Genomic DNA, 17571 nt, shown 5'->3' with positions numbered 1-17571 from the left:
GGCACCTATCGGATCTGGAAGCCCTCGGCCAAGCGTCCGCCGAGGATGTATTTGCGGGCGACGAGAAGCAGGGCGACGGAGGGGATCGACAGCAGGATCGCGAACACGGCCGCCACCTGCTTGGGGTAGTTGAGCACCAGGGAGTACATCTCGGTCGGCATCGTCATGAACACCGGGGCGCCCACGAGATACGTGCCCTGCGCCTCATCGAACGAGGCGAGGAACGACATGAGGAGCGCGACGAGGATCCCGGGAAGAGCGAGCGGCAGCGTGACGCGCAGGAAGGTCTGGAACGCTCCGGCTCCCGCATCGCGCGAGGCTTCCTCAAGCGCCCTCGGCACGGAGGAGAAGGCCGCCGCCGGAATCCAGGTCATGAACACGACTGTGCCGATGAACTGCACGATCACGATGCCGGCGATCGTGTTCATGAGGTGGAGGCCGTAGAAGAGCGACGCCATCGAGACGAAGAGGCCCATCTTCGGGAAGGCGTTGGTCGCGAAGAGACCGATCAGGAAGACGCGTCTGCCGGGGAACTCGAAGCGAGAGAACGCGTAGGCGGCGGGCAGGCACACGATCGCGGAGACGAGAACGGTGAGCGGGGAGAAGTAGAGGGAGTTTTTGACGGAGGCCGCGAGCTGGGGGTCGCTGAACACGACCGACCACCAGTGGAACGTGAGCCCTTCGGGAAGAAGGCTGGGATACGTCCACGAGGTGGCGAAGGCGTGAGCGGCCAGCCACAGCAGCGGGCCCAGGATGAAGACCGCCACGAGGGCGAACAACACCAGAGAGGTGGCGCGCCGGCCGAACAGGGAGGCGCGCATCAGATCCGGCCCTCCTTCTTCGCCGACCGGAAGTTGGCCCGCACGTAGACGAACGCGATGCCCGAGGCCAGAGCGAAGACGACGACGGCCATCACGGCGGACTCCTGCGGCCGGTTGAAGGCCTGGAAGTACTTCGAGATGTCGACTCCCAACACGGTCGGCGCATTCGGCCCGGTGAAGTAGGGGACGGTGAACTGCCCGAGGATCCCGATTGCGGTGAACGTCGTCGCGATGACGAGCGGAATACCGGCCAGGGGCACGAGGATCCGCGTCACGATCGATCTCGTGGACGCCCCGGCATCCTTTGCCGCCTCGATCATCGCGTCCGGCACCGACTGGAGCCCTGAGGTCGCCATCAACGTCGCGAACGGCAACGAGGTCCAGACCGAGCCGATCACCACGGCGATGGTCGTGTATCCCCAGGTCGGCCCCTCCAGCCCCACCAGGGCGAAGGCAGTGCGGACGAATCCGTCGGCCGAGTAGAAGGTCAGGATGGCCCAGGAGGCGATCACCACGGGAATGAAGAGGGGAACGACCGCAAGACCGGCGAAGACGGTGGCCAGACGCCCGCCTCGGAGTCGGAGGTTGAGGGCGATGGCGAGCGATGTCGCGATCACCAGGAGCGTCGAGACCACCGTGACGAAGACGGTGACCCCGAGATCGCGGAGGAAGCGGGGATCGGTGAAGACGTCGACATAGGCCTGACCGGTGCCCCACCAGCTCGTGGCGGAGTGGGTGCCTGTTCCGATGTCGGCGATCGTCGAGTTCAGGCCGCCGTTGTGGCCGAGGCTGAAGCCGATCGCCAAGACCACCGGAATGCCGACGAAGACCGCGAGGAGAAGCACGGGAGGCAGCGAGAGCGTGAGGCCGAGGGCCCGCCGGCGGGACTCCGAAGAGACCCTCCGACGAGCGACGACCCGCGCACCCGCGCCGGATCGAAGAGCGGTCACTGGCCGGGGACCTTCTGATCCCAGAGGTTGCTCATGTCAGACGCGGTCTCGCTGTAGTACCCGGGGCGGAGGTTGTTCGGGTCGGCGCCGGAGAACTTCGCGACGGTCGACGCTTTCAGACCGTCCACCTTGACCACGGGGTAGCCGGCGATCTTGGAGGCGATCAGAGCCTGGCCCGCGGGGGAGAGGACATAGTCGGCGAGCTTCTCGGCGATCGCCGCGTGCGTGGACGTCTTCGGGATCCCCAGGTACGAAGGGCTGCCAGTGAAGGCGGGGTCGGAGATCTGGGTGTACTTGATCGTCTTGGGGAGGGTCCCGTTGTCCTGGGCGGAGATGACCTGGTCGCTCCACACCGGCGCCATCGAGATGCCGCCCGATCCGAGCAGATCGATCACCTGCTGGTTTCCGTTCGGGTAGACCCCCTTCTGGTACACGGAGGAGTTCAAAGCAGCGAGCGTAGTGAAGCCCTTGTCCCACTTCGACTCGAGAGATTTGTCGTACTTCGTCTCGAGGGTGGTGCGGTCGGCGTCCGACAGGTACCGGTCGAGCACGGTGGTCACGAATGCGCCGCCAGCACCGCCGGTCGAGGGCGAGTTGTAGGCGAACTGGCCGGGGTTGGCTTTGATCCAGGCCAGGAGCGCGTCGAGAGTCTTGGGTGGGGTGCTCACCTTGGTGGAGTCGTAGGCGAGGAGCACACTGGAGGCGCGGTAGGGGATGCCGTAGCCCTTGCCCGCCGCGACGGTCGTCGACGGGACGGATGCGAGGTTCGGGATCGTCGTGCTGCTGACCTTGGTCAGGAGCCCGGAGTCGCCCGCCGCCTGGATGAAGCCGGAGTCGATGAGGTCGTACCCCGGGGCGTCTCCGGCCTTGGTGGCGCTGGCCAGCTTGGCGAGCGTCTGCGCGTCGTGCTCGCCGTGCAGATCGAGGGTGGTCTTGACGGTGGTTCCCGGGTTGGCCTTCTCGAACGCGGGGATGAGGGCGTCCTGCCAGAGGGTCTGGATGTTGGTGTCGCCCGAGATGAAGACGGTGACGGTGCCCTTGGCACCGGCGGACTGGGAATCGCCCCCAGCGGAGGCGCTTGTCGTGGGCGCGCAGCCGGCGAGGGCCAGAGTGACGGTCGCGGCCGCGGCGACGGAGAGCATGGAGCGGCGTCTGAACACGGGAGGGGCTTCCTTCGGTTGGGGGTGGGGTTCGTTCGATCGGACTCCGCGCAGGGTTGCGGGAACCGACCTTCAGGGCGACTCGGGGGGCTAATCGCACCGTTTCGATTCTCGGGAGAGGCGGTTGCGACCGTCTTAACGAAACGTTGCGATTCGGTGTGGTGCTCACGAACACGGACCACGGTGGCGAAGGCTCTCACTACAGTGATTTCGGGGGCGGCCAGAGCCGATCCCGGCTCAGTCGAGGAGAAGCGTGACGAGTACCAGACGGCGGTCCTCCGTCACGATCGCCGACGTGGCATCCCGTGCCGGAGTGTCGACCTCCACCGCCAGCCTCGCGTTCCGCACCACCGGATCCATCACGGATCGCACGCGTGCCCGGATCCTCTCGGCCGCCGGCGAGCTCGGTTACGCGGGGCCGAACCCCGTGGCACGCTCCCTCAAGAGCGGACGAACCGGCATCGTCGGGGTGGTCGTGGCGGAGAGCATCCGACGTGCGTTCCAGAGCCCCGTGACGATCGCGACCATGGACGGCCTGAGCGAAGAGCTGGACGCCCTCGACGTCGGCCAGCTGCTCGTACCCGGACGGATCGGCGCGGGGGCGAGCTCGTCGCGCCTCCTCGACTCGATGCCGATCGATGCCGTGGTGTTTCTCGCGCGCGGCGAGCAGTTCGACGATCTGCTGCCGGGCCTCCGGGCGCGAAGGATCCCCATGGTCGGCATCGAAGGACCGCATGCCGACGACATCGTGCTCGTCGGCATCGACGACGACCGCGGGGCGGCGGAGCTGGCGCGGCACGTCCGGTCGCTCGGGCATACCCGGGTCGGCGTGGTGATGCGCACGACCCGTCTCGGTGCGTCCGCGCCCGCGGGCCAGGTCGTGCCGATCGCGTTCGAACTGGAGGCGATCGCGAACCGGACGATCCGGGGTCGCCTCGCCGCCACGGCCGAAGTGTTCCCGGACGCCCTGCGAGTCGAGGCGGGTGGGCGCGACCTCGAGGCCGGAGAAGCCGCGGCGGCCCGTCTTCTCGACGTCGACCGGCCCCCGACGGCGCTTCTTGCCCAAAACGACCTGCTGGCGGCCGGAGCCCTGCGCGCGGCAGCGGCCCGCGGCCTCGACGTACCCCGGGATCTCACGATCACGGGCTTCGACGGCGCGGACCTCCCGTGGCTCGACCGACGCCTGACCACCGTCGAGCAACCCCTCCGCGAACGAGGCCGAGTGGCCGGCAGGCTGGTGAGCGAGTTGCTGCAGGGGGGATCACCCGGCGGAGTCGTGCTGCCCGTCTCCTTTCGCGCCGGAGACACGGCCGGCCCCGTCGCATCGTCTCAGCCGACGTCGAGAGAAGGCCACTCGGCTCGGTAGGCGTCTGGGCTTCGGCACCGTACCCTGGAGGCATGCCTGATTCCCTCGTCGGCGGGATCGTGTTCTCGATCGCCCCGACAATCCTCGTCGGCCTGATCTTCTGGTTCGCCATGCGCGCGATCTTCCGCGCCGACAAGAACGAGCGAACGGCGTACGCCACCATCGAGGCCGAGGAGCGCGCGAAGGCCGAAGCTGAAGAGGCCCGGCCGGCGGCATAAGCGGGCTTCCGCGACGACACCCCCGCAGCAACCGACACCCCCGCACCTCGAGTGCGGGGGTGTTGTCGTCGTGCGGGACGAACGGTGGGTCGAGCGGCGGTGTCGCGGATCCTGGTGTCCCCCTTCTGGGCGGGGCTCTGGATATCGGCACGAAATGCGCCGGACACCTTCGTGACCCCCGGCGTCCCCCAATCAGCGAGAGCGGGGTACGGAACCTTGGGAAATCAGCGCTATTACCTGGCTCTGGCGTACCCCGTTGAGAGAGAACGGGTCGTACACCTGAACAGCACTGCATGTCAAAGAATGTGCAGTGGCGTACCCCATTACGCCGTCTTTTCTGGGAGCGTCCCCAAAGATTACTTGGGAACGCCCTGAACGATTTTGGGAGGGCTGTACCCGCTCGGAAGACTCGTAGTGCGGCGAAAACATCCGAGCATCGGAGCTTCACCGTCGAATCGGGGTCTCAGCAGGGGCCTGATTTCGCTAGGGATGGAGAAGAAAACATGTCGACAACTATCGATAGCAACGTCCGCGCGAACACCAAGGGCGCCACCACCGCCGCACAGACCACCACCTCCACTGACGACGACGTCGAAGTCGAAGTCCTCGGGCAGGTGCGGGGCGCCTCGACCGACCAGGTCGGCGACTACCTCCGCCACATCGGCCGCATGCCCCTCCTCGACGCCCAGGAGGAGACAGAAATCGCCCGCCGCATCGAGGTCGGCCTCTTCGCCGAGGAGAAGCTCGCCGAGCTCGACGCCGCCGGCAAGGTCTCGGCCTCCGACCGCAGCGACTACCGCTGGCTCATCCACGATGGCGAGCGTGCCAAAGACCGCATGATCACGGCGAACCTCCGCCTGGTCGTCTCGATCGCCAAGCGCTACACGCAGCGTGGCCTCCCCTTCATGGACGTCATCCAGGAGGGCAACCTCGGCCTCGTTCGTGCCGTCGAGAAGTTCGACTACACGCAGGGCTACAAGTTCTCGACCTACGCCACCTGGTGGATCCGCCAGGCCATCGCCCGCGGCCTCGCCGACAAGGCGCGAGCCATCCGCATCCCGGTGCACACCGTCGAGCGCATCAACCGCATCTCTCGCGCCGAGCGCGACCTCACCGTCGACCTGGGCCGCGCGCCCACCGTCGACGAGGTGGCCGCCGAGGTCGCGATGGAGGTCGCCGACCTGGTCGACCTCAAGTCGCGCTCGCACGAGCCCGTCTCGATCCACACCGTCGTCGGCGACGCCGAAGACTCCGAGCTCGGCGACTTCATCGAAGACGAAGAGACCCCCTCGCCCGGCGAAGCGACCGAGACGTCGCTGCTGAACCGCGACATCCACTCGCTCGTCGAAGGCCTGCCCGACGACGAAGCCCGCGTGATCCGCATGCGCTTCGGCCTCGACGACGACCAGCCGATGACCCTCGACGAGATCTCCAAGCGCGTCCACTCATCGCGCCAGGCCGTCTCGCGCGTCGAGTCGCGGGCCCGCCTGCGCATGTTCGCGAAGGCTGTGTCGCAAGACCTGCAGCTGTACCTGCAGTAAGAGCGTCTCCCGGGGCCGCCCCGTCCCGTTTGTCGGCGTTGTTAGGCCCGTCCGTGCTGAGCACGGGCGGGCCTTGCCGTGGGTGGTGGGTGGTGGTCGGCGCTCGGTCGGCCCGCCCGTCGAGTGCCGCCTAATGTCGTCTCCCGGCCTTGCCCGGCGGCATTTGCCGTCACTCGGGGTGCGGGGGTTCGGCGGCTGCTGCGCGAGTGCCGCCTAATGCCGCCGCCCGAGGCAGGGCGGCTGCATTAGGCGGCACTCGAAAACGCGGCCAAGCCCCCACAGGGAATTACGCGCCCGCATCTCTCCACAGAATTGGGTGCTCGCCGTCCGGGGGTAGCCCCGATCGCCAGGCTTGATGCATGAGATCTCCCCTCCCTCCCCTCCTGCTTGGCGCTCCCTTCGTCGTGGCAGAGGCACGCGCGCTGGGCCTCCGCCGGGCACGGATCGACGCCCCCGATCTTCTAGTGCCGCATCACGGCATTCGCGTCGCGGGGCCGGTCTCCACCATCGAAGAACGGTGTGCGGCGCTCATGCCCGCTCTGCGGTCGGATCATCTGTTCAGCCACCTCACGGCCGCCGCGTTGTGGGGTCTCCCTCTTCCCTGGCGCGCAGGATCCGGCCCGCTGCACGTCATCAGCCCGAGTGGGGCGCATCCGAGCCGCCCGGGTGTCGTCGCCCATCGCTCCCTGGGTGTACGCGGTCGGTTCGTCGACATCCTCCCCGTGGTCGACCCCGTCACGTGCTGGCTGCAGTGCGCCGCGCTCCTGCCGCTCGACGCCGTCGTCATCATGGGCGACGCGCTCGCCGGGCGATCGTCGCCGTTCGAAGCGGCGAGGGAGCTCCCGGTCGAGCGATTGCAGGCGGCGGCTCGGCGCTGGGGTAGCCGGCGCGGGGCCCGACGGCTGCGGGAGGCCCTGGGGTGGATCCGGCCGAACGTGTGGTCGCCGAAAGAGACCGAGCTCAGGCTTTTGATCGTGCGGGGCGGATTGCCCGAGCCACCCGAGCTCAACGGAGAGGTCACCGACGACGGCGGGAGGGTGCTGGGGCACGGCGATCTCGTGTACCGACGGCAGAAGAAGGTGATCGAGTACGAGGGTGATCAGCATCGCAGCGACCGGGGCCAGTGGCGTCGAGATGTGCTGCGCTACGAGAGCTTCCACGACGCGGGCTGGCGAGTGCTGCGAGTGACCGACGACGACTTCGGTGCGCCCAGGGCGCTGATCGACCGTCTCTCTCGACACATCGGGGCGGAGGCGCTAGCGTGACGAGCACCGGCGGAGAACGCCCACGAGCGACCGAAAGAGGTGAAGACCATGACTGCATCGAACGAGAGCGCCATGAATCCTTCTTTCCCCGAGGTCGCCGCCTCCTAAGAGCCGCGGTGACCTCCGTCCTGGAGACATCCGTTGACTTTTTCCGACGATTTCGTCGTACCCACCTTCACCGAAGCCGCTCTCGGCGACGGCCAACGCTGGTCGACCTGGCCGGCCACGCAACCGCTCGAACGAGGCCCACGCCCGTTCCCCGACTGGGTCGTGACGAGCGCCGCCGCGATCGACACCGAACTCGGCATCGTCAAGTCGGGCAAGGAGGCCGACGTGTTTCTCATCGAACGCCGAGTGCCCCTCGACGTGCGGCCGAGCGACGGGAGTGCCGGATCCTCGGTTCTCGCCGCGAAGCGGTACCGGGGCCCCGAGACCAGCGATTTCCACCGCGGCGCTCAGTACCGCGAGGGCCGCCGCACCCGCAATACCCGAGACGGCAGGGCTATGGCACGAGGATCCGCCCACGGCCGCTCGGTCCAGGCCGGGCTCTGGGCCTGGGCCGAATTCGAGGCTCTCTCTCGCCTCTACGCGCGAGGTCTGCCGGTGCCGTACCCGATGCAGATCTCGGGCACGGAGATCCTGATGGAGTTCATCGGCGACGGGGCTACCGCTGCGCCGCGCCTGGCTCAGACGAAGGCCGACGGGGCCGACCTCGAGCCGCTGTATGAACAGGTGGTCGAGATCCTGCTCGGGTTCGCGAGAGCCGGGTATGCCCACGGCGACCTCTCGCCGTACAACCTGCTTGTGCACCAGGGGCGGGTCGTGGTCATCGACCTGCCGCAGCTGGTCGACGTGGTGAGCAATCCGAACGGGGTGGCCCTGCTCGAACGCGACTGCCGAAACGTCGCCGCGTGGTTCGCGCGGAGGGGGTTCGTGCGCGACGTCGATCAGCTGTTCGCGGAGTGCCTGGGGGAGGTGTTCGGCGGCTAGAGCGCAAGCCAGAGCTAGAGCCCGAGCCTGGGCTGGGAGGGGTCTGCGAGCAGGTCAGTGCTGGCGCAGGAAGCGGGCCCGGACCGCCGGGGGGACCAACTCGAGCAGTTGGTCTTCTCGGAGCGGGAGGTCCATGAGGCTCAGCTTCAGTCGACCCTTGCGGCCGTGGCGACCCGCGTCGAGGCGTGCCACGATCCCCGCGTCTTCACGAAGGCGCACCTTGATGACAGCGCCCTCGCCGACGTCCGACACCACGCGTCCGTCGAGCTCGAGAGCCGCCGACCGGGTGCCCGCGCCGACCACGAACTTGAGGAGCTCCTTGGGCCCGAGCACGATGGTCCGGTCGATCCCGGCCATCGGAGCGACCGGGGTCACGATCGTCGCGGCAACAGCGGGGCTGACGACCGGGCCGCCCGCGGCGTAGTTGTAGGCCGTCGAGCCCGCAGGCGTCGACACGACCACGGAGTCGGCCTTGAAGTAGCCGTAGGGGGTGCCGTCGACAAGTAGATCGGCGGTGACGACGCCCTGGCCGGGTCGGCGCGTCACGGAGAGGTCGTTAAAGGCCAGGAAGGAGGATTCGAATCCCGTCGACGAGACGACGACCTCGATTGCGTGGTGCGACTCGAGCGAGAACTCGTTCGACGCGAGCGTGTCGAGCACTCCCGGCAGTTCGGCGGGCTCGATCTCGACCAAGAACCCGACGTTGCCGTAGTTCACTCCGAGCACCGGCACAGGGCGCTGCGAGACCAGGCGCATGGCCCCCAGCATCGTGCCGTCACCACCGAGCGACACGACGACGTCGACCCGCTCGACGAACGTGGCCTCGTCGACCAGTTCGATGCCCTCGCCGACCCGTGCCGCATCGTCGGTCAGCGCGATCAGGTGGGCGCCGGCCGGCCCCTGCCATTCGCGCAGCACGTCGATCGACGGCGTGACCGGCTTCGTGGGATGCGGGATCAGACCGACCGTGTAGTTGCCCATGACCCGAGGCTAGTGAGCGACGCTTGGAAGACCGTCACGCCGCCAGCGAACAGGGGCAGACTCCCGCCCGTGCCGTGGTTACTCTCGACATACGCGACGCCCACCCCCTCGGGGCGTCGACCGTCATATCGGTGACGTTCCAGCCCGTCACCAAGGGAGTTTGAAGATGTTCGAGAGATTCACCGACCGTGCCCGTCGCGTTGTCGTCCTCGCTCAAGAAGAAGCGAAGCTGCTCAACCACAACTACATCGGCACCGAGCACATCCTGCTCGGCCTCATTCACGAGGGCGAAGGCGTCGCTGCCAAGGCGCTCGAGTCGCTGGGCATCTCGCTCGACGCCGTGCGCGAGCAGGTCCAAGACATCATCGGTCAGGGCCAGCAGCAGCCGACCGGCCACATCCCCTTCACGCCCCGTGCGAAGAAGGTCCTCGAGCTGAGCCTGCGCGAAGCGCTGCAGCTCGGCCACAACTACATCGGCACCGAGCACATCCTGCTCGGCCTCATCCGCGAGGGTGAAGGGGTTGCCGCACAGGTCCTCGTCAAGCTGGGCGCCGACCTGAACCGGGTGCGCCAGCAGGTCATCCAGCTTCTCTCGGGGTACCAGGGCAAGGAGGCGGTTGCAGTGGGCGGAGAAACGCAGGCTGGCCCGCAGGGTGGGTCGCAGGTGCTCGACCAGTTCGGTCGCAACCTGACCCAGGCTGCGCGCGATAACAAACTCGACCCGGTCATCGGTCGCGAGAAGGAGATGGAGCGCGTCATGCAGATCCTCTCCCGCCGCTCCAAGAACAACCCCGTGCTGATCGGTGAGCCCGGCGTCGGCAAGACCGCCGTCGTCGAGGGCCTCGCCCAGGCGATCGTCAAGGGCGACGTGCCCGAGACGCTGAAAGACAAACAGCTCTACTCGCTCGACCTCGGGTCGCTCATCGCCGGAAGCCGCTACCGCGGTGACTTTGAAGAGCGCCTGAAGAAGGTCACCAAAGAGATCCGCACCCGCGGCGACATCATCGTCTTCATCGACGAGATCCACACCCTCGTGGGTGCGGGTGCCGCCGAGGGCGCCATCGACGCGGCCTCGATCCTCAAGCCGCTCCTGGCCCGAGGCGAGCTGCAGACCATCGGCGCGACCACGCTCGACGAGTACCGCAAGCACTTCGAGAAAGACGCCGCCCTCGAGCGACGCTTCCAGCCCGTCCAGGTGCACGAGCCTTCGCTGCCCCACGCGATCAACATCCTCAAGGGGCTGCGCGACAAGTACGAGGCGTTCCACAAGGTCTCGATCACCGACGGCGCGATCGTCGCCGCGGCGAACCTCGCCGACCGCTACGTCGCCGACCGCTTCCTGCCCGACAAGGCCATCGACCTGATCGACGAGGCCGGCGCCCGCCTGCGTCTCTCGATCCTCTCGGCCCCGCCGGAGCTGCGAGAGTTCGACGAGAAGATCGCTGTCGTCCGCGGCCAGAAGGAGGCCGCGATCGAAGATCAGGACTTCGAAAAGGCCGCCTCGCTTCGCGACGAGGAGAAGAAGCTCCTCGGTGAGCGTCTCCGCCTCGAGAAGCAGTGGCGTTCGGGCGATGTCGGAGCATCCGGCACCGTCGACGAGGGCGTCATCGCCGAGGTCCTGGCTCAGGCCACGGGCATCCCGGTCTTCAAGCTCACCGAAGAAGAGACCTCGCGTCTCGTCTTCATGGAGAAGGCGCTGCACCAGCGGGTCATCGGCCAGGAGCAGGCGATCGCTGCGCTCTCGAAGACGATCCGACGCACCCGCGCCGGTCTGAAAGACCCGAAGCGCCCCTCGGGCTCGTTCATCTTCGCCGGCCCGACCGGTGTCGGAAAGACCGAGCTTGCCAAGGCGCTCGCCGAGTTCCTCTTCGACGACGAGAACGCTCTCATCAGCCTCGACATGTCGGAGTACGGCGAGAAGCACACCGTCTCGCGTCTGTTCGGTGCCCCTCCCGGGTTCGTCGGATTCGAAGAGGGCGGCCAGCTGACCGAGAAGGTCCGCCGCAAGCCGTTCTCCGTGGTTCTGTTCGACGAGATCGAGAAGGCTCACCCCGACATCTTCAACTCGCTCCTCCAGGTGCTCGAAGAAGGTCGTCTGACCGACGGTCAGGGTCGAGTCGTCGACTTCAAGAACACGGTCATCATCATGACGACCAACCTCGGAACGAAAGACATCACCGGCGGCCCCGTCGGCTTCCAGATCGAGGGCGACACGGCGACCTCCTACGAGCGCATGCGCTCGAAGGTCACCGAGGAGCTCAAGAAGCACTTCAAGCCCGAGTTCCTGAACCGCGTCGACGAGACGATCGTGTTCCCGCAGCTCACGCAGCCGGAGCTTCTCCAGATCGTCGACCTGTTCGTGAAGCGTCTTTCCGACCGCCTGCTCGACCGCGACATGACCGCCGAGCTCTCGCTCGCGGCCAAGGAGCAGCTCATCAAGGTCGGGTTCGACCCGTCGCTCGGTGCTCGTCCCCTCCGTCGTGCGATCCAGCACGAGGTCGAAGACCAGCTGTCGGAGCACATCCTCCAGGGTGAGCTCAACGCCGGCGACCACGTGAAGGTCGACTACGTCGACGGCAAGTTCACCTTCGAGACCGGGCGTCAGCCGGGCCGCGAAGAGGTCCTGGTGCTCGACAAGGGCGCCGAAGAGGCGTAGGTCGCAACCGCACCACTTCGAGGGCGGCTCTCCCACTGGGAGGGCCGCCTTCGGCGTTCCCGTAGGCTTGCGACTATGACGTCTGCCGCTATCACCACCCGCAAGGCGCTGGCGAGCGACGTGCCCCACATCCAACGGTTGATAGCGCCGTACGTGAGCCGTCGGATCCTTCTGGGCAAAGACAACGTCACGCTGTACGGCAGCATCCAGCAGTTCCAGATCGCGCTCGACCCCGACGGGGTGCCGATCGGCTGCGGCGCCCTCAACGTCTTCTGGGACGACCTCGCCGAGGTGCGCACCCTCGCGCTCGACCCCGAGTGGATCCATCACGGCGTCGGCCACAAGCTCCTCGAGGGGCTCGAGAACGACGCTCGCTCGCTCGGCGTCGGCCGTATCTTCTGCCTCACCTTCGAGGTCGACTTCTTCGTGAAGCACGACTACCTCGAGATCGGCGAATCGGTCGTCTCGCCCGAGGTCTACGCCGAGCTCGTGCGGTCGTCCGACGAGGGCGTCGCGGAATTCCTCGACCTCGCCCGCGTCAAGCCGAACACCCTCGGCAACACGCGCATGCTCAAGGTGCTGCCCCCGGTTTGAGCCGCGATCGACCCGTCTGACCGGGGCTCCGCCTGACGATCCGCCGCACGCCCGCGTGACTCGCCGGGCACATCCGGGTCGCGGTACCGGCGGGCGCTTACCCTGTGCGCATGTCGTCGATCAAGCATCCCGTCGGCTCGGAACCGAGCTCGGTGTATTGGCGTCGCCGCGCGATCGTCATCGGGGTGCTGGTGCTCGTGATGCTCATCGTCGTGTTGATCGTGGCAAAGCCGGGTTCAGGATCCGACGCGACGCCCGCTTCGACCCCGACCACGTCGGATCCTGCGGTTTCGCGCCCTGCCACGCCGAAGCCCGTCCCCTCGGCCGCCGCCACGTCGAAAGCGACCGACGCCCCCACGGCCTCGGCCTCGAATGCCACCTGCGACGCCGATGTGATCACGCTCAAGCCCGTCGCCGACCAGGCCTCGTACACCTCGCTGGAGCAGCCGCAGATCTCGATGTCGATCACCAACACGTCGACGTCGGCGTGCTCGCTCGATCTCGGATCGGCTGAGCAGGTGCTGTCGATCACCTCCGGCGCCGAGACGTACTGGTCGTCGAAAGACTGCCAGGTCAACGGCACGCACCAGAAGATCACGGTGAAAGCCGGCCAGACGCTGACGACGCCGGCCATCGCCTGGGATCGCACGCGATCGTCGTCGTCGACCTGCAACAGCTCGCGGGCATCGGTGCCGGCCGGCGGAGCCAGCTACCACCTGTCCGTCGCCGTCGGGTCGATCAAATCGGCCACGTCGGCGCTCATGATCCTGAACTGAAACGGCACCATCGAATGGCATCCCCGAAACCCGAATTCCGCTCGGAGCAGCTCGAGCAGGCGCTCGCCGCGCAAGACGTCGCCGCGGTCGCGTTCGCGCTCCGCAACGACGTGGTCGTCGTACCGCGCCTAGTGCTCGCCGACCGTAAAGACGAGCAGGTGCGGGTCTTCGGGCGGGAGAACACTGACAAGCGGATCTTGCTGCTGTTCTCGTCGGCCGAGACGTACAAGGCCATGGTGCCAAACGAGAAGATACGCCTCGTGATGCTCTACGACGGGGCGAAGCTGCGCGACTTCATCGAAGCGCACCTGGACGTGCTGGAGCAGGTGTTCTTCGACATCGCCGGGCCGCACACGATGGCCGCGAACCCGGAAGATCTGCTGCGGGCGTTGCGCGCGTAGGCGCGGGCTGGCGGGCCTTCGGCCTACCGAATCGGGCGATTGAAGCGGGTTGCAAGCCTAAAAGCGCCGAAATCGTAGGCTGACGGTTCAGAACGCTGGCAGAAGTGGGGCGGAGGGACGGTTTGGGGGCCCGGATCGGCCGGTTTTGCCAGACTCCTGAACGGTCGGGGCTTAGAACGCGGCGTCGAGCTCGCGGTCGCGGTCGCTGGACGCGCTCGAGAACGCCTGCCGGAGCGCTTCGCGCAGGTGCTCGGACGACGAGTCGATGATCTGCGTGAAGCCGAGCCGCGCGGCCTCGGAGGCGCGCTGCTTGCCGGAGGAGACGGGCCGGATCTCGCCCGCGAGGCTGATCTCGCCGACGGCCGCCAGGGTGTGGGGATAGGCGCGTTCGCGGCTGGCCGAGGCGAGGGCGAGTGCGATGGCGAGGTCGGCGCCGGGCTCGGTCAGCTTGATGCCGCCGACCGTCGAGACGTAGACGTCGGCATCGCCGAGGCGGATGCCCGCGCGGCGTTCGAGCACGGCGAGGAGCATGGCGACGCGGGAGGCGTCGACGCCGTTGACCACGCGGCGCGGCTGCGGCGCCGTGCTGGAGACGATGAGCGCCTGGATCTCGACCGGCAGGGCGCGGCGGCCCTCCATCGAGATGGTGATGCAGGTGCCAGAGACGGGGGCACCGCCCCGCGACATGAACAGGCCCGACGGGTCTTTGACCTCGGCGATGCCGTCGCCCGTCATCTCGAAGCAGCCAACCTCGTCGGTCGGACCGAAGCGGTTTTTGTGGGCGCGGATGAAGCGCAGCGCGGTCTGACGGTCGCCCTCGAACTGGCAGACGACGTCGACGAGGTGCTCGAGCAAGCGCGGACCTGCGATGCTGCCGTCTTTGGTGACGTGACCGACGAGCAGGATCGGCAGGTTGCGGTCTTTCGAGACGCGCACCAGGGTCGAGGCCACCTCGCGCACCTGCGACGGACCGCCCGCCATGCCCTCGCTGGCCGACGACGACACGGTCTGCACCGAGTCGACGATCACGAGCGACGGCTTGGTCTGCTCGATCTGGCCGAGGATCACGGCGAGATCGACCTCGGCGGCGAGGAAGAGGTTGGGGTGCATGGCGCCGGTGCGCTGGGCGCGGAGCCGCACCTGCGAGGCCGACTCTTCGGCGGTGACGTACAGCACACGAGCACCCTGCGCGGCGGCACGCGACGCGACCTCGAGCAACAGGGTCGACTTGCCGACGCCCGGCTCGCCCGAGAGCAGGATCGCGGCCCCGGGAACGATGCCGCCGCCGAGCACCCGGTCGAACTCGGCGATGCCGCTCGGCCAGTGCGAGACACTCTCGGCGGGGATCTCGGTGATCGGTCGCGCGGCACGATCGGCGGGCACCGCGATCGCGCTGACACCACGACTGGAGGCGACAGCGGCCGACGCATCGACGACGGTGCCCCACGACTGGCACTCGGCGCATTTGCCGACCCATTTGATCGACGACCAGCCGCACTCGGTGCAGCGGAAAGTGGAGGTGGGGCGGGCCATGGGGCAACTCTAGGTGGTGCCACCGACACCGGCGGGTGATGCTCACAGGGGCCCGGCTGGTGCGGGTGGAGCGAGCGGGGGTGGCCGCGGATCCTTGGTTTGTCGGGTTTGGGGTTCGGCTCAGGAAGTCGCGGTGACGTCGTCGTCGGACCGCGCGATCGCAGCCCCGTGAGCCCGGTCGGCGACGGCCGAAGCAACACTCGTGACCCGGCGCGACGCGGTCACGTCGGCTGCTGCCCGTTCGGCGGCGATCCGGGCCAGGCGGGCGTCGATGGCGGGGAAGAACGCCGACGCCCACACCGTGTAGCCCTTGTCGTTCGGGTGGAACAGGTCTTTCGCGGTGTTGCGGTAAGTGCCGATGTAGCCCTGCCGGCGGGTGGTCGCATAGAGCGGGGCGACGGTCAGGCCGAGCTCCCCGGCCACACGGCGCACGATCTCGTTCGCCACGGCGACCTTCTTCTCGAGGTCGGGCAGCAGCATGAACGGCAGGTCGGCGACGATCGCGTGCGGGGGGAGGGCTCCGTAGATAACACGGATGTTCTTCTCGAACTTCGCGGCGTTGAACTCGCCGACATCGTTCGAACCGATCGCGACCGTGACGATGTCGGGAGTCAGATCGACGAGGCGCGGCACCTGATTGATCTTGCACAGGCGCGTCGTGGAGCCGCTCACCGCGAGGTTCTTGACTCCTACAGTCGAGCGGGTGGTGCGCTTGATGTGCTGACCGATGCGGCCGACGTAGCTGCGCGACGGAGCCGACGCACCGATGCCCTGGGCTGCCGAATCGCCGAGAGCCACGTAGCTGAGTGCTCCCTGCTGGGCGAAGCGCTCGCGCCACCACTTCGAATGCACGGGCAGCGTGCTGTTGAGCACATCGGCCGCGACCTGGCGGCGGGCCATGAAGCGGCGGTAGTAGGCCGTGCCCGCGACGGCTGCTGCGGCTGCTCCGCCGACCGCTCCGGCGATCGCCTTCGTGTTGGTCATTCCGGCACGATACGCCCTCGCGGGTGTGCGGCCGCTCGGTCGTCTGCGCCTGGCCAGAGCGCAGGATCCGACAGCTCACCCGGGCGATTCGGCAAGCTCCCGAATCTGTACTAAACTCGCTCTCGGTACCGTGTCCGAGCGGCCGAAGGATCATGTCTCGAAAACATGTGTGGGGGTTAACTCCACCGTGGGTTCAAATCCCACCGGTACCGCCACAGAAAACCCCCGTTCGCGCGGGGGTTTTCCTGTTCGAGGGGGTGACTCTGGTGCATTTATGGTGCGCTTTCTCAACGCACCGCTTCACACCGCCACTCTCGTCACCGCCTTCTGGTCATCAGGGCTGCTTGCCCGGGTCCCCGGGGCTGGTGCCCAGGTCCCTCCGGTCTCGGCGCAGCGGTCGTGCTTGTGCGTCATCGTGATGCGCATTCGCCGGATCGGGACGTAGCGTCCGACGGCATCAATCCACGGCACGCGCAGCCGGGCTCCTCTGCACTACCGGAGGAGCCTGGTTGCCCAGGCGGATGCGTTGCGGTACATCGCCGCGGGTCTTCAGCGGGGCGCGGCCGCGCGGCGATTGACCGGATCTCAATGGTGGCGGCGCCGCTCTAGGCGACCGCACTTGTCAAGCTTGCTCTGCTCATTCTGTTCGAACTGACGTACCTGCCTGACCAAGTTCGCGCGGACGTTGAGGCTTCGATAGATCCCGGTTCTCCAGAAAAACAAGTTGTAGTCACGCCATCGGCGCACGACGTAGAGCCGGAAGTAGCCCATGGCGTGAGATTGCTCGCGCGAGCTCACACCCTCGGGACGTCGCGACGGAACCCCCTTCGTGTCCGGCAAGAGATGGGTAAATAACTCACTGAACGTCGGTCCTTGTCGGTGTGCGTCCGTGTACTCCGCGATGAAGAGCGCGGCTGCAAGCGCCCACTCTCGCGAACGGTCGGGAGCAAGGAAATCTTCAACGACGTACGCCCAGCTCGCTGGCGGAGGGGTTGTACGGTTGAGCCACCAACCCGCTCGGCGCCTACTCAACGTTGGCCTGCACGCCGGCCAGATGCAGCGCCGGACCGTACGCCTCGATCTGCGCGATGAACACGAGCTCGACCCAGCCCGTGATGTTGCTTCGTTCCTCACGGCTGAGGTCCTCCCAAGTCCTGTAGCCGGAGGAAGGTGACGCGCTCAGTCGATTGGCGACGATGCGCGCGGTCTCGCGATGCAGGATTTGACGGAAGGCGTCTGCTTCGATCGTCGGGCCGAATCCCGTGCCGGTGTCTTCGCTCACGATCCATTTCCTTTGCCGGCGTGGGCGATCGCTGGGGCTGCGTCGCACGTGGT

General features: G+C 67.3%; 16 protein-coding genes and 1 tRNA gene. 10 read left to right on the top strand and 7 right to left on the bottom strand.

Going from position 1 to position 17571, the window contains the following annotated elements:
• Window positions 1–5: 5 nt before the first annotated feature.
• Genes EDF39_RS01630 through EDF39_RS01620 form a run of 3 tightly spaced genes read right to left on the bottom strand, consistent with a single transcriptional unit; the run spans window position 6 to window position 2931 of the window.
• Complete coding sequence (locus EDF39_RS01630; RefSeq protein WP_055964499.1) at window positions 6–821, bottom strand: ABC transporter permease; 816 nt, start codon at window positions 819–821, stop codon at window positions 6–8.
• Window positions 821–1771 carry an ABC transporter permease gene (locus tag EDF39_RS01625; protein WP_123939945.1) on the bottom strand — a complete coding sequence of 317 codons (951 nt, stop codon included), beginning with the start codon at window positions 1769–1771 and terminating at the stop codon, window positions 821–823. The genes EDF39_RS01630 and EDF39_RS01625 overlap by 1 nt, the downstream gene beginning before the upstream one ends.
• Entirely contained in the window at window positions 1768–2931 is a 1164-nt protein-coding gene (locus EDF39_RS01620) for an extracellular solute-binding protein (protein ID WP_123939943.1), read from the bottom strand. Before EDF39_RS01620 ends, EDF39_RS01625 begins: the two co-directional genes overlap by 4 nt.
• A gap of 253 nt (window positions 2932–3184) precedes the next feature.
• On the opposite strand from EDF39_RS01620, the gene EDF39_RS01615 reads away from it, so the two are divergent.
• From EDF39_RS01615 to EDF39_RS01595, 5 genes are all read left to right on the top strand, one after another.
• The gene (locus EDF39_RS01615; RefSeq protein WP_123939941.1) at window positions 3185–4297 is read left to right on the top strand and encodes a substrate-binding domain-containing protein; all 1113 of its coding nucleotides are present in this window, start codon (window positions 3185–3187) and stop codon (window positions 4295–4297) included.
• A gap of 32 nt (window positions 4298–4329) precedes the next feature.
• Window positions 4330–4515: a hypothetical protein gene (locus EDF39_RS01610; protein WP_055964510.1), complete on the top strand. Its 186-nt coding sequence runs from the start codon at window positions 4330–4332 to the stop codon at window positions 4513–4515.
• Window positions 4516–5018: 503 nt separating this feature from the next.
• Window positions 5019–6056 (top strand): sigma-70 family RNA polymerase sigma factor, encoded by a 1038-nt coding sequence (locus tag EDF39_RS01605; RefSeq protein WP_123939939.1) that lies wholly within the window; start codon window positions 5019–5021, stop codon window positions 6054–6056.
• A 359-nt stretch (window positions 6057–6415) separates the two neighbouring features.
• Window positions 6416–7321, top strand: a complete 906-nt coding sequence (locus EDF39_RS01600; RefSeq protein WP_123939937.1) for a hypothetical protein — start codon at window positions 6416–6418, stop codon at window positions 7319–7321.
• 141 nt (window positions 7322–7462) lie between these two features.
• A complete protein-coding gene (locus EDF39_RS01595; RefSeq protein ID WP_123939935.1) occupies window positions 7463–8311 on the top strand; it encodes a serine protein kinase RIO in 849 nt (282 codons plus the stop codon).
• 54 nt (window positions 8312–8365) lie between these two features.
• Here the strand turns inward: EDF39_RS01595 and EDF39_RS01590 are convergent, their stop codons facing one another.
• Complete coding sequence (locus EDF39_RS01590) at window positions 8366–9292, bottom strand: NAD(+)/NADH kinase (protein WP_123939933.1); 927 nt, start codon at window positions 9290–9292, stop codon at window positions 8366–8368.
• Between the two features lie 166 nt (window positions 9293–9458).
• On the opposite strand from EDF39_RS01590, the gene EDF39_RS01585 reads away from it, so the two are divergent.
• From EDF39_RS01585 to EDF39_RS01570, 4 genes are all read left to right on the top strand, one after another.
• Window positions 9459–11948, top strand: coding sequence for an ATP-dependent Clp protease ATP-binding subunit (locus EDF39_RS01585; RefSeq protein WP_055964520.1), 2490 nt, complete (start codon window positions 9459–9461; stop codon window positions 11946–11948).
• 75 nt (window positions 11949–12023) lie between these two features.
• Window positions 12024–12542, top strand: a complete 519-nt coding sequence (locus EDF39_RS01580; RefSeq protein ID WP_055964522.1) for an amino-acid N-acetyltransferase — start codon at window positions 12024–12026, stop codon at window positions 12540–12542.
• A 110-nt stretch (window positions 12543–12652) separates the two neighbouring features.
• Window positions 12653–13318, top strand: a complete 666-nt coding sequence (locus EDF39_RS01575) for a hypothetical protein (RefSeq protein WP_123939931.1) — start codon at window positions 12653–12655, stop codon at window positions 13316–13318.
• 14 nt (window positions 13319–13332) lie between these two features.
• A complete protein-coding gene (locus tag EDF39_RS01570; protein WP_123939929.1) occupies window positions 13333–13719 on the top strand; it encodes a dehydrogenase in 387 nt (128 codons plus the stop codon).
• 171 nt (window positions 13720–13890) lie between these two features.
• Here the strand turns inward: EDF39_RS01570 and radA are convergent, their stop codons facing one another.
• Together radA and EDF39_RS01560 are read right to left on the bottom strand one after the other, a co-directional pair.
• Window positions 13891–15252 carry a DNA repair protein RadA gene (gene radA / locus EDF39_RS01565; RefSeq protein ID WP_055964531.1) on the bottom strand — a complete coding sequence of 454 codons (1362 nt, stop codon included), beginning with the start codon at window positions 15250–15252 and terminating at the stop codon, window positions 13891–13893.
• A gap of 120 nt (window positions 15253–15372) precedes the next feature.
• Window positions 15373–16236: an SGNH/GDSL hydrolase family protein gene (locus EDF39_RS01560; protein ID WP_123939926.1), complete on the bottom strand. Its 864-nt coding sequence runs from the start codon at window positions 16234–16236 to the stop codon at window positions 15373–15375.
• A 124-nt stretch (window positions 16237–16360) separates the two neighbouring features.
• On the opposite strand from EDF39_RS01560, the gene EDF39_RS01555 reads away from it, so the two are divergent.
• Window positions 16361–16451, top strand: a tRNA-Ser gene (locus EDF39_RS01555).
• 809 nt (window positions 16452–17260) lie between these two features.
• Here EDF39_RS01555 and EDF39_RS01550 read toward each other — a convergent pair.
• Window positions 17261–17518, bottom strand: coding sequence for a hypothetical protein (locus EDF39_RS01550; protein ID WP_123939924.1), 258 nt, complete (start codon window positions 17516–17518; stop codon window positions 17261–17263).
• Window positions 17519–17571: the final 53 nt, after the last annotated feature.

Source organism: Frondihabitans sp. PhB161, assembly GCF_003814635.1.
Lineage (GTDB): Bacteria > Actinomycetota > Actinomycetes > Actinomycetales > Microbacteriaceae > Frondihabitans.
This window is presented reverse-complemented; position numbering and strand designations above follow the sequence as displayed.